Annotated in this window: 10 protein-coding genes; 4 read left to right on the forward strand and 6 right to left on the reverse strand. The window is 63.3% G+C overall.

What is annotated here, in order from left to right; all coding sequences use genetic code 11:
* Nucleotides 1–280 precede the first annotated feature (280 nt).
* Together ACILSQ_RS23090 and ACILSQ_RS23095 are read right to left on the reverse strand one after the other, a co-directional pair.
* Nucleotides 281–1807, reverse strand: a complete 1527-nt coding sequence (locus ACILSQ_RS23090; protein WP_395746033.1) for an arylsulfatase — start codon at nt 1805–1807, stop codon at nt 281–283.
* Complete coding sequence (locus ACILSQ_RS23095; RefSeq protein WP_395746034.1) at nt 1804–1959, reverse strand: hypothetical protein; 156 nt, start codon at nt 1957–1959, stop codon at nt 1804–1806. The genes ACILSQ_RS23090 and ACILSQ_RS23095 overlap by 4 nt, the downstream gene beginning before the upstream one ends.
* Nucleotides 1960–2029: 70 nt before the next feature.
* On the opposite strand from ACILSQ_RS23095, the gene ACILSQ_RS23100 reads away from it, so the two are divergent.
* The gene (locus ACILSQ_RS23100; protein ID WP_395746035.1) at nt 2030–3202 is read left to right on the forward strand and encodes a right-handed parallel beta-helix repeat-containing protein; all 1173 of its coding nucleotides are present in this window, start codon (nt 2030–2032) and stop codon (nt 3200–3202) included.
* A 646-nt stretch (nt 3203–3848) separates the two neighbouring features.
* On the opposite strand, the gene ACILSQ_RS23105 is transcribed toward ACILSQ_RS23100, so the two are convergent.
* From ACILSQ_RS23105 to ACILSQ_RS23120, 4 genes are all read right to left on the reverse strand, one after another.
* On the reverse strand, nt 3849–5021 hold the full coding sequence (locus tag ACILSQ_RS23105) for a serine hydrolase domain-containing protein (RefSeq protein ID WP_395746036.1): 1173 nt from the start codon (nt 5019–5021) through the stop codon (nt 3849–3851).
* Complete coding sequence (locus tag ACILSQ_RS23110; RefSeq protein WP_395746037.1) at nt 5018–5503, reverse strand: TPR end-of-group domain-containing protein; 486 nt, start codon at nt 5501–5503, stop codon at nt 5018–5020. Before ACILSQ_RS23110 ends, ACILSQ_RS23105 begins: the two co-directional genes overlap by 4 nt.
* 629 nt (nt 5504–6132) lie before the next feature.
* A complete protein-coding gene (locus tag ACILSQ_RS23115; protein ID WP_395746038.1) occupies nt 6133–6672 on the reverse strand; it encodes a DUF2062 domain-containing protein in 540 nt (179 codons plus the stop codon).
* 38 nt (nt 6673–6710) lie between these two features.
* A complete protein-coding gene (locus ACILSQ_RS23120) occupies nt 6711–7514 on the reverse strand; it encodes an undecaprenyl-diphosphate phosphatase (RefSeq protein ID WP_395746043.1) in 804 nt (267 codons plus the stop codon).
* A gap of 220 nt (nt 7515–7734) precedes the next feature.
* Between ACILSQ_RS23120 and ACILSQ_RS23125 the strand changes: the two genes are divergently transcribed.
* From ACILSQ_RS23125 to ACILSQ_RS23135, 3 genes are all read left to right on the forward strand, one after another.
* Nucleotides 7735–8592 (forward strand): M23 family metallopeptidase, encoded by an 858-nt coding sequence (locus ACILSQ_RS23125; RefSeq protein ID WP_395746039.1) that lies wholly within the window; start codon nt 7735–7737, stop codon nt 8590–8592.
* Between the two features lie 435 nt (nt 8593–9027).
* Entirely contained in the window at nt 9028–10545 is a 1518-nt protein-coding gene (locus ACILSQ_RS23130) for an OmpA family protein (RefSeq protein ID WP_395746040.1), read from the forward strand.
* Between the two features lie 729 nt (nt 10546–11274).
* Nucleotides 11275–12224 (forward strand): thiolase family protein (locus tag ACILSQ_RS23135; RefSeq protein WP_395746041.1); only part of this gene is annotated, 950 nt, incomplete at its 3' end.

The following is a 12224-nucleotide window of genomic DNA, read 5'->3' on the forward strand; positions in this document are numbered from 1 at the left end:
CAGCGCCCCAGCAGTCTAGCTGCCCCGCGCCCCGACATCCGCCGCACGATTGATAGCAATTGGCTTAATCTAGAGCCAGGAAAACTCGTGCGGCATTCGTTTTGCATAGTCAGTAAGGTCGGGCGCCTTTTTACATTATTATTATATCAAAATAAGATATAAATTTATTCCTAGGCAAGAATAAATTCCGCCGGGTAAAGATTTATCCACCGTGAAAACGGCCCTCCGCCGCTGTGAGCACAACGCCCCCTCCCCATCTCATAATGGCCTTGGCCCTAGCTCACTTAGGCTGATCCAGCACCGCCATCGGAAAGTCCGTGCTCGGCGCATGCTGCCCCGCCATGATCGCCTTCATCTTGGCCACAAGATCCGGGTGCTCCGCCGCCACGTCCTTCGTCTCCGCGGGATCAGCCGCAATATTGAAAAGCTCCTCCCCAATTCCCGGCCCTTTGGCCTTCGCCTTCGCATTCCCTTTGCCCGTCAGATTCCGTCGCACCAGCTTCCAGTCACCCATGCGCAGCATCTGCTGCCCGCCGTAGCCTCCGAACTCACGATACAAAAACTCCCGCGCCGGCTGCTTTTCCCCCAGCAGCGTCGGCGCAAAGCTGATGCCGTCCGTCCTCGGCGTCTTGTCCTTCGCCCCCACCAGCTCCAGCAGCGTCGGCATCCAGTCTTCAAATCCGGTGATGCGGTCGCTCGCGCTCCCCGCCTTGATCTTCCCCTTCCACCGCACAAGGCACGGCGAGCGGAAGCCCCCGTCATACAACGTGCCCTTCCCATCGCGCCGCCCCTCGTTGGAGTTGAAGAAGGCGCAGTCCGTCCCCGCCAGCCCCTGATGCGTTCCGGAAAGAGGGCCGTTGTCGCTTACAAAGACAAAGATCGTCTCCTCATCCAGTCCCAGCTCCGTGATCAGCGCCTGCATCCGGCCGATCTCCCGGTCCATCCGCGTGATCATCGCCGCATACGCCGCCTTCGGTTTGAAATGCGGCAGATACCCGTTCCCACCCGGATACGGCGGATCATCAAACTTGCCCGCGTATTCCTGCAGCGAGTCATCCGGCACCTGCAGCGCCACATGCGGCACCGTGGTGGGCCAGTAAAGAAAGAAGGGCTTGTCCTTGTTCTCCCGCGCAAACTTCAGCGCCTGCTCCGCGATGAGATCCGCCGAATACTCGCTCCCCTTGAAGCGCGCATAGCTCTCCGGCTTCGTCGGGTCCTCATCCGGCTTCAGCTTGTCCGCGGCGGGAAACGCCGGGTTCTTCAGCTCGATCGTGTGGTCGTTGTCCCACAGATACGTCGGGTAAAAATTATGCGCCACCCCCTGGCAGTTGTAGCCAAACCAGCGCTCAAACCCATGCTTCAGCGGCTCTCCCGTGGAGCCCGGTCCGCCCAGGCCCCACTTGCCAAAACCACCCGTCGCATACCCCAGCGGCTTCAGCACCTGCGGAATCAGCACCGTCTCCGCCGGAATCGGAAACTGCCCCTCATGCTCCGGCTTCCCCATCTTCGGCATTCCCTTCGCATCATCCGCCTGCCGGTTGTCGCGGATGAAGGCATGCCCCGGGTGCAGCCCGCTCATCAGCACGCAGCGTGAAGGCGCGCACACCGCATTGCCGCTGTAGTGCTGCGTAAACCTCATCCCCTCCGCCGCCATGCGGTCAATGTTCGGCGTCTTGATGATCTTCTGCCCGTAGCACCCCAGGTCCCCCGGCCCCAGGTCATCCGCGAGAATGAAAACAATATTGGGCTGGCGTGCCTGCACCATCACGGCCAGGGCAAGAAAGAGCAGAAGAAAAGCAGGCTTCATGGTGCATGTGAAACGGCGGCAGGAGCCGTTTCTTGTTTCACTTTCCGTTTCGGCAGCGAATCCATCTTCCACTGCATCCACAGCGTCAGCAGCACCATCGCCGCAATCAGCAGCGCTATCACGTAGAACCCCGGGCGGTTGAGAAACTTCATGCGGATCAGTGGCAGTGAAAACAGGCAAAAAAAGCGAGTTTTACCCCTCTCGCACCGTCTTTCCCATACCATGAGATTCATCGCCCTGCTCGTTCTGTTGTCAGCCCCCCTCCAGCCCGCGCTGGCCCTCCCTGAAGCAGAGCTCCAGCGCTACATCGACGAGGCCATCAAGGCCGGCGGCGGCGAGGTCGTCATCCCTCCCGGCACACACATCATCGAGCACGGCCTGATGGTGAAGGACGCGAAAAAACTCCGCATCATCGGTCTCGATGCCGAGGAAACCGTGCTCAAGCTCCCCCCCGTCGCCTATGCCGTCTCTTCAGGCGCCACCGCCGCTGGCGCCCCCTCCATCCCCGTCAAATCCCAGCGCGGCTTCAAGCCCGGCATGCGCTTGAAGATCGAAGCCGATGGCGAACTCGACACCTTCACCAAAAGACCCCGGCCCTATCACAACGCCCGCGTCAAATCCGTCGGGCCCCGCTCAATTGAGCTCGATGCCCCCCTGAAATTCGCCGTGCCCCCGGACACCATGATCCGCCACGAAGACGCCCCAAACCTCATCGAAATCCGCGGCGCCAGCGAAGAGGTGCGCATCGAAAAGCTCATCTTCGACGGCGGCCGTGTGGAGGGAGATCCCCCCGTCCGCGGCCACGCCCAGCTCTGCGCCATCTTCGCCTCAGGAAAGTACGATTATGAAAAAGGCCCCACCGGCCCCAAAGTCAAAAAACTCTCCATCTCCCGCTGCTTCATCCAGAACTGCCACGGCCGCGGCGTCGCCCTCTACTCCGTCGAGGCCGCTGAGATCGACGACTGCACCATTCGCGACACCTCGGATGAAGCCATCGACTTCGACCACTTCACCGTGAAGTCCGTCGCCACCCACAACCACATCACCCGCTGCCTCACTGGCGTGGAATTGAATGACGCCACGGACTGCCTCGTCGCCGGCAATGAATTCCGTGGCTGCACCACCGGCATCAATCTCTGGCGCTGGTGCGAACAGCCCGGGCTGAACGAAGGAAATCTCATCATGCAGAATGTTTTCGAGCACACCTTCGGCAACGCCGTCCAGATCGCCACCGGCACCAAGGGAAACATTGTCGCTCAAAACGAAATCAACGCCTCCGGCAAAAACGGCATCATCATCTCCGGCGAAGCCCAGGTCATCAAAGCCAACAAAATCACCGCCTCCGGCATGAAGCCCCTCGTCGTCCAGGAAGGAAAACACCACATCACAGAGTAATGCGGGCATTCCTGCCCGCAGAAATCCCCCACAGCCCCCTCCCATACCACGATCTGGTAAAAACCGCCCCCCCCGGGGGCCAGCCATGTTCAATCATCATCTGAATGCGTGGCTCCATTGTCGTCGGTGTGTTCCAGACCATGCCAAAAACTGTCACCCATCTGCTTGGGAGAAACTGTTATAGCGATTCGCGAAACTGATTTCCGGCCAGAGAGGCTGTCGCGCTTGGTTATCTTGGGCTTCGGCGGCGGCCGGCTGAGGACAGCCACGCCCTACCTGCGCTGGACCTGCGCATGCCCAGCGCAGGTAGGGCGCTTGGTCCTCCAAGCGCCGTCGAACGTCGCCAGGCACTCGCTTGCCGGAAATCCGTTTTGGAAAACGCTCTACCTCTCTGATTGGAACATACCCGCGGTTCGATGATCCCGGAGGGATCAAAGCCGGTAGCCAGGGGTCAGCGACGAAGGAGCGCCACCCCTGGAAACCGCGCCACCCTCCGGAGAGCAAACCCAGCGCATTCTCCCACACCCCGCGTCCACCAGCAGCGTCCCACCGCCCTGCCGCCACACCTACGTCGCGCGCCGCCACGGACACCACCCACGCCCGCCCCGAGGCATCGCAAGCGCCATCCAGCATCCAGCATCCAGCCTCACGCATACAGCGCCCGCACCATCCCCGCCACCCTCTCCCCCGGCAGCGCCCCCACCTCCATCTGGTTCATCGTATAGGCAAAGCTGATCCCGTTCTCAGGATCCGCAAAGGCCAGGCTCCCGCCCGCCCCAGGGTGCCCATACGCCAGCCGGCTCGGCCCGTACAGCTCGCGCAGCTTCCCGCCCCCAGACTCCGGATCCTCGTTCATCGGGTCCTGCATCATCCCGGTGGAAAAGGCGATCGGCGTCAGCAGCACCGCATCCGTCTCCTGCGTCAGCGTTTGTTCAAACCGCCGCACCACCGTTTCAGGAATCATCTGCACGCCCTCCCAGCGCCCGCCCTGCGCCAGCATCGCGTAAAACTTCGCCAGCCCCCGCGCGCTGCCCACGCCGCCCATGCTCGCATACCCGCGCGCCCACATCTCGCTCTGGTTGAAGTCACTCACCGCGTTCAGCCCAAACGGCGAGGTAAACGTCCGCTGCGTCAGCGTCCCGCTCGTGTTGAAGGCCTTGATGAACGGCTGGTCGCTGTTGGAAATGCTGATCTTCCCCGGATACACCGGCGACACCCGCTCCCACTGCGCGCTCGGCAGCCCGATCCAGAAATCCAGCGCCAGCGGACTGCCAAACACTTCGCGGTAGTACTCCCCCAGCGATTCCGCCTCCGTCAGCCGCCGCACGATCTCATCCAGCAGAAAGCCAAACGTGCGCGCATGGTACCCCTGCCGCGTCCCCGGCTCCCACAGCGGCCGCTGCCGCTCCAGCGCCTCGATCACCGCATCGTAGTTGTAAATCGGCGCCCGCTCATCCAGCGCGCACAGCCCCGCCGTGTGCGAGAGCAGATGAATGAAGGCGATGTTTGCCTTCCCGCCTCCCACAAACTCCGGCCACACCTCCGCCACCGGGCACTCCAGCGGAATGCCCGCCTCCTCCAGCGCCAGCAGGCAGCACACCGCCGCGGGCCCCTTTGTCGCGGACCACACCGGCACCAGCGTCTCCTGGTCCCACTCCCGCGTCCGTGCGCGGTCACAGTGCCCGTGCGCCAGGCTCAGCACCTCCCGCCCATGCTGCCAGATGGAAACCGAGGCCCCCATTTCCCACCGCGTGCGGAAGTTCTCTTCAAACCAGGCGCGCACGGCCTGCAGATTCGCTGGGCTGCCGGGGGAGCTCATGCGTGGTGGGACTCCAGTTGCGCCCGCAGGCAGTCCAGGTCGCGGTCTTTCTTCGCGTGCTGTCGCAGTTCACCATCCATCTCAAACGCCCGCTGCAGATACGCCAGCGACTTTTCCAGGTGCCCCAGGCGCGCATGGTAGCAGCCCATGTTGTAATAATACACCGGCTTCGCGCGCAGAGTCGCCGGCCCGCGCGACAACACATCCACCGCCTCCGCCGTCCGCCCCAGCTCATGCAGGCAGAATGCCGCATGAATGAATCCCCCCGGCTCCATCGGCTCCTGCGCGCACAGCCGCGTCGCCAGCGCCAGCGCCTCCGCCCATTGGTGCCGCCCCATCAGGCACAGCAGCGTGATCTCGATCACATCCACCCGCCCATGCATGTCCGCCGGCAGCGGCGACAGCTCCACCCGGGCCTCTTCAAAGAGACCCAGCTCCACATAGCCCTGGGCTGCGATGATCCTGCGTTCGGCTTCCGTCATGTTTTCGTGCGATGCCCAAAAGAGAACGCAAAGCACGTGCCGGAACAAGGTTTTTTCGTGGCCGAAGATTCAATCCCACCAGATAAAAAAGGCGTCATTTCTCAAACCCCCATGCAGAAACACGCCCGCTCATCACCGCAAATCATACCACAAAGAGTTAAAAACGGGTCTGCTCTGGAATCTCTGTGTTCATCGTGCCTTCTGACTACTACGCCTCCAATCTCCGGCCATTCCTTTGCCAAGAAATTCCTTTGCCAAAAAACAGCGCTCCCTTCCGCCACCGGCCTCCGTCGTTACTCCCCGTTCCACAATCCATCCGCTTGGTGTTCGGCTGCTTCTGACTACTACGCCTCCAATCTCCGGCCATTCCTTTGCCAAGAAATTCCTTTGCCAAAAAACAGCGCCCCCTTCCGCCACTGGCCTCCGTCGTTACTCCCCGTCCCACAATCAAGCCGCCTTGAGTTCCGGTGCTCTGTGGTAAATGCTTGGTGGATCCTCGTCAGATGCCTGCACCCGTCCCACGGCTCATATCTGATCTGCTTCCGTGTATTCCGTGTCTTCCGTAGGCTCTCAATTTCCGGCCATTCCTTTGCCAGCTCATTCCTTTGCCAAAACCAGGCGCTCCGCACTCACACCGCCGTCGTCTTCATCTCCTTCATCTTCTTCGCCGTCTCCATCCTCACCCCGATCTCCCAGCAGCCCCACGTCGCCACATAGCTCACCAGCGCCACCGCCGCTCCCAGGATGATCCCTCCCACCAGCATCACCGGCGCATGCTCCTTCAGCACGATCCACGCCTCCACCATCGACTCCGGCAGGTGCGTGGGAAAGGGCGACGTCGGCACCGTCGTGTACAGCGCCAGCACCCATTTGCCGATCGCATACTCCACCCACGCCATGAAGGGCACCGTCAGCGGATTGCTCACCCAGCACAGCGCGATGGCGATCGGGATGTTCACCCGGAAAATCGCCGCCAGAATCGTCGCCGTCGGCATCTGAATCGGCAGAAGCTGCAGCGTGATGAACATCCCCACCGCCATGCCTCCGGAAAGCGTGTGCTGCGTCGGCTTCCACACCCGCTTGTCCAGAAAGTGCCGCGCAAACCACCGCCTCATCGGGCTGTGCCTCAGCTTCCGCGGGTGCTTCAGAAAGCGGATGGTTTTAAACACCGATCGGCGAAACCAGCCTCTGGCCATCGCAAACATGGTCAGCGCCCTCCTCCTGTTCCCACCCAGACCAGCAGCGCCGTCCCCAGCGCGATGCGGTACCAGGCAAAACCGTTGAACGTATGCCCCTGCACAAAACGGATCAGCCACTTCACCACGATGAAGGCCGAAATGGCAGACACCACCGTGCCCAGCACCACCATGCCCCAGTCCTCCTGCCCCGCCTTGCCATCCTTGACCGCGGAGAGGATCTTAAAGGCCCCCGCTGCCATCAGCGTCGGAATGCCCAGCAGAAATGAAAACTCCGTCGCCGCCGGCCGTGACATGCCAAAGGCCAGCGCCATCAGAATGCTCGCCCCGGAGCGCGAGGTGCCCGGAAACACCGCCGCCAGAAGCTGCGCCAGCGCCACCGCCACCACCACCGTCCAGGTGATGTCATCCGTTCCCCGCTTGTCCTTGTGCAAATACTCCAGCACCAGGATGATGATCCCCCCGATCAAGGTCGCCCACGCCACCGGCGGAATCGTCTCCGGCAGCTCGATGTCGAACTTCTTGATCATCAATCCTCCCACGGCCGTGATGAAGAAGGCCGCAAACAGCTTGGCCAGGTAGTCCCGCGTGCTCGGTTCCCCCAGCGTCCCCGCCAGGTGCTTCAGCCGTTTCGTGAAAACCGCCAGCACCGCCAGCACCGCTCCCGTCTGGATCACCACATTAAAGAGACCGCTCTTCTGCGGCAGCCAGTGCAGATTCTGTGGGATGAGCAGGTGCCCGGTGGAGGAGATGGGCAGGAATTCGGTGACACCTTCGATGATGCCAAGGAGGATGATCGCGAGCCAGTCGGGCAGCATTAGGAAAGAGGGAGAAAAGGGGGAGGTGGAGAGATGACAGCGGCTATAATCAGGCGGTTGGCCCGGTTTGCAAGCCCCCCGCACTTCACTCAGTGCATTGAGTACATTGATTGGGAACCACTCCAATTTCGCGGCCCGCCACTCATCTCTTGCACCGCGGCGGTTTTCATACTGGCCTTTGCAACGATTTCGACTACCATCATTTTCCCCTCCCGGCATGCCAGCCTGTGCCCCCACCACCTCTGCGTCCTTTTTCGCCCCGTGCTTTTCGCGTTGGCGCGCCCTTCTGTGCCTCGGCGTGGCGCTGCTCCTCACCCTCAATGCCGCCGCCCAGTCCGGCTCCACCCTCCGCGTCCGCCTGGCAGATGGCTTTGACTTTCCCGTCGGCAAGCCCGACGCCGACGGCTACTACAAGGCGCGCGGCTACTGGCCCAACGGCCACCTCGGCGAGGACTGGAACGGCCGCGGCGGCGGAGACAGCGACCTCGGCGCCCCCATCTACGCCATGGGCCGCGGCGTCGTCATCTTCTCCCAGAACATCGGCGTCGGCTGGGGAAATTGCATCCTCGTCCGCCACATCTTCCGCGAGTCAGACGGCAAGATCGCCATGGTGGACTCCCTCTACGGCCACCTCCACGAGCGCAAGGTCAAGCTCCACGACCTCGTCGAAAAAGGCCAGCTCGTCGGCACCATGGGCGGCAACAGCGGCATGTACCCCGTCCACCTCCACTTTGAAGTGCGCAAAAATCTCCACATCGGCATGAACCGCTCCCAGTTCGCGCGCGACTCCTCCAACTACTACAGCCCCACCGCCTTCATCAACGCCCGCCGCGTCCTCACCTCCAGCATGCAGAAATACGACGTCCCGGTGAACAACTTCGCCCCCTACGGCCGCGCCCTCGCTGATGTGAACAGTGACGGCTCCCAGTCCGCCAGCGTGGACGTCCCCTCCTTCAAAGGCGGCGGTTCCGGTTCCGCCAAAAACGAGCCCAAGCAGGAAGACGACTTCTGGTCCCGCCTCAAAGCCAAGATGCGCTCCGGCCAGACCACCAGCGGCACCGACGACAAGCGCTGACCTCCCCCGCAGCGTCCCCCCCTCCGCGCCGCAGCACGGCACGCTGGCATTCTAAAAAATAAACGAGCCGATAACCCCAAGGCGGCGAGCCCTGCTCCGCCCTCCCTCTCCCCGCCCCTGAAAAACGCAAAAACGATCCATCCGCTTCGGGGAGAGGGTCGGGGTGAGGGGACAACACCTGTTCGCTAGATCGATCACCCCCCGCCTACCGCCTACCGCCTACCGCCCACTGCCCCACTGCCCCACTGCCCCACTGACTCACTGCCCCACTGACTCACTGACTCACTGATTCACCGCCCCCCATCCCCCTACCCCCCCCCGGCCCCGCCCTCACCGCCCACCCCTCCCGCCTCCCCCCACCCCAAAATCCCCCTTGCCTCATCACCCCCCGTAGTGGCATCTTTAATGCTGTCACAGGACAGCCTCCTCCCGGCCATGCATATCCCGTCCCGCTCCACCTCTGTCCGCACCTCCCATGGCGGCAGTCTCGTGCCAGTCCTCATCGTCGTTGCCGCGCTCGCGCTCAGCACCGCCATCTTCTTCCTCTTCACCAAAAAGAAAATGGACGCCCGGAAGGAAGGGCCCGCACCCGCCGTCGCGGAGACCGCCCCGGTCAAGGCTCCTTCGGAGCCCGCCAAGACCGCCACCACCCCCGCCGCACCCTCCGCTTCCCCGCCTCCTGCGGCCACGCCCCCGCCTCCCCCAAAGCCCGCCCCCCCGGCTTTCGCCTTCGCCCGCCCCCTCGATCTCGGCCGCCAGCTCATCCGCAGCCTCACCACCGGAGATTTCGCCTCCGCCGGCAAGCTCGCCGCCGCTGCGGACGCCGGGCAGTCAGAAAGCGCCTCCAAGCTCTTCAAAGAACTCGCCGCCATGGGCTACAAACCCGCCGCGGAAGACCAGGTGGAGCTCCTCGGCCTCGTCGAAAACCGCACCCGCATCGCCCTTCCCTTCACCCTCCCCGGCTCCCAGGAAACCGTGCGCATCCAGCTCGATCTGGAGCGCGACGAGAAAATGGGCTGGAAAGTCGCCAAAGCCACCCTGCCCAAGGCCATGAACGGCGCCATGGCCGCCATGCCCGTCACCCCGCCCGCCTCCCCGGCTCCGCCCCCCACCACAGCCCCCGCCAGGCCCGGTGCCCCCACCCCGCCTGTCCCTCCTTCCCCCGCCGCCTCCACCCCCATGAAGCAGCCTCTTTTCGCGGTGGAAGACGGCACGGACGCCCTCGCCTTCGCCAGCGACTTCGTCCGCCACCTCCTCAGGCACGACTTCACCGCCGCCCGCGCCTTCGTGGACGACAAGAAAGTCCCCGTCGAGCGCCTCGTCGGTCTCTGCATCGTCTTTGAAGAAGGCCAGTACTCCCTCAACCCCGCCAAGCCCCTCATCATCACCATCGCCAATCCCGAAGTCTCCTGGGTCATCGCCCAGGTCCAGTCGGAATCCCTCCAGCAAAACACCGAGTTTGGCGTCGAGCTCAAGCGCGCGGACATCGCCCAGCCCTGGAAAATCGTCGGCCTCAATCTCTCGGACATCCTCGGCTCCTTCGCCAAAAGCGCCTCCAAGCTCGGCGTCCCCTACACCCCCATCGTGAAGAATCCCAAAGGCGGCGAATCCCTCGCCCTCTACTTTGAGTACGACCGCGCCGAGCTCCACCCCCGCGCCCTCAAGCAGCTCGAAGTCATCGCCGCCCTCATGAAGGCAGACCCCTCCAAAAAGCTCCGCATCGCCGGCCACACCGACGAAAAAGGCGCCGACGACTACAACATCCGCCTCTCCCGCGGCCGCGCCGAAGCCGTCAAGCAGCAGCTCGCCGTCCTCGGCGTCCCCGCCAACCAGGTCGAAACCACAGGCCTCGGCAAAGCCCAGCCCCTCAGCCCCAACAAGAAAAACGACGGCACCGACAACCCCGAAGGCCGCAGCCACAACCGCCGCGCCGAAATCTACCTCGATTTCTAAGAACCCGCGGATTGCGTCCAGTAGAGTCAGAAAAAATCGCTGAAGCGCTCCTCAAAAAGCCCGCCGTTAGAGCCACGCGGAGATCTTCCTCACAGAGACATCCACCATGGCAGGGATGAACTTCGCCGGCTCGAGTCCCGCCGGCTTGAAATGGAAGGACACCCGCAAGCCCACCGTGTGGGTGTATGATACCACGAACACTTGAAAACAGCTCTGTATTCCAGATACAGCAGGGCCCCTCTCTCACACAGGCGGACAGCGCGACGCTTCGGCCGTAGGTCGGCCGTGTTTGGCGTCGGGCACTTTCTCAATCTCCACCGCCACTCTCCGCCAAACCGCCCGACTTCGAGGCCCTCCGCACGCCCCAGCGCTAACAGCACGCGCACAGCCAGACACCCAGGTCCGCCACGCCGCGGCCCATCCTGCCACACGCTGCTCCAGACTCGTTTTCAACTGCCCATGGTATCACATCTCGCCTCCCGGCAGCCAGTTGCCTCCCGCTGACAACTGACAAAGACCCGCGGAAAGCTCGCTCCCCCAGGCCCCAGGATCATCAGACCTCAGACCGCCGCCAGCCAGAGGTGCCATTGGCGCATTCCAAAGAAGCGTCCCAGGCGCCATATCCACCTGGAATTTATCCGCAAGTCCCCCGCTTTGGAATTATTCCCCTCCCGCTCTTTTGTGCGGGACATCGCGCCTCTGCCTCCGTAAATCCCTCCCACATCCATCATGCACCCCGTTTACCTCATCGAAGCCAGGCGCACCCCCATCGGCCGTTTCGGCGGCGGCCTCAAAGACCTCACCGCCACTCAGCTCGGCCACGCCCTCGGTGATGCCATGCTGCCTCAGTCCCTCCGCCCCCACATCCAGCAGGTCATCCTCGGCCAGGTCCTCCAGGCCGGTGCCGGCATGAACGTCGCCCGCCAGCTCAGCCTCCAGCTCGGCATCCCCCAGGAAGTCCCCGCCTACACCGTGAACATGGCCTGCGGCTCCTCCCTCAAAGCCGTCGCCCTCGCCACCGACTCCATCCGCTCCGGTGAAAACGACCTCATCCTCGCCGGCGGGGTCGAGTCCATGAGCCGCGCCCCCCACTACGCCACCGATCTCCGCTGGGGCAAAAAGCTCGGCGACTCCTCCCTCCAAGACGCCATGTTCGTCGATGGCCTCACCGATCCCCTCCTCAAAATCGGCATGGGCGAAACCGCCGAACGCATCGCCGACAAGCACGCCATCACCCGCGCCGAGCAGGACACCTTCGCCGCCCTCAGCCAAAGCCGCGTCGCCGCCAGCCGCGCCGCCTTCACCCGCGAGATCATCCCCATCGGCGACGTCACCGCCGACGAGCACCCACGTGCCGACACCACCGTCGAATCCCTCGCCAAACTCAAGCCCGCCTTCCGCAAAGACGGCACCGTCACCCCCGGCAACGCCTCCGGCATCAACGACGGCGCCGCCCTCGTCCTCCTCGCCAGCGCAGACGCCGTCTCCCGCCACGGCCTCACACCCCGCGCCCGCATCATCGCCAGCGCCGCCGTCGGCTGCGATCCCGCCCTCATGGGCCTCGGCCCCGTCGGCGCCATCAAAAAACTCTGCACCCTCACCGGCTGGAACCTCCACGAAATCGACGCCATCGAAATCAACGAAGCCTTCGCCGTCCAGGCCCTCGGCTGCGCCAAAGA

It is taken from the genome of Prosthecobacter sp., from assembly GCF_044227185.1.
Classification (GTDB): Bacteria; Verrucomicrobiota; Verrucomicrobiia; order Verrucomicrobiales; family Verrucomicrobiaceae; genus Prosthecobacter.

Bases quoted from the DNA above. Each gene is read 5' to 3' on its own strand.
- ACILSQ_RS23095 (WP_395746034.1), bottom strand. From the start codon at position 1,959: ATGAAGTTTCTCAACCGCCCGGGGTTCTACGTGATAGCGCTGCTGATT.
- ACILSQ_RS23110 (WP_395746037.1), bottom strand. From the start codon at position 5,503: ATGACGGAAGCCGAACGCAGGATCATCGCAGCCCAGGGCTATGTGGAG.
- ACILSQ_RS23125 (WP_395746039.1), top strand. From the start codon at position 7,735: ATGCCAGCCTGTGCCCCCACCACCTCTGCGTCCTTTTTCGCCCCGTGC.
- ACILSQ_RS23100 (WP_395746035.1), top strand. From the start codon at position 2,030: ATGAGATTCATCGCCCTGCTCGTTCTGTTGTCAGCCCCCCTCCAGCCC.
- ACILSQ_RS23105 (WP_395746036.1), bottom strand. From the start codon at position 5,021: ATGAGCTCCCCCGGCAGCCCAGCGAATCTGCAGGCCGTGCGCGCCTGG.
- ACILSQ_RS23090 (WP_395746033.1), bottom strand. From the start codon at position 1,807: ATGAAGCCTGCTTTTCTTCTGCTCTTTCTTGCCCTGGCCGTGATGGTG.
- ACILSQ_RS23130 (WP_395746040.1), top strand. From the start codon at position 9,028: ATGCATATCCCGTCCCGCTCCACCTCTGTCCGCACCTCCCATGGCGGC.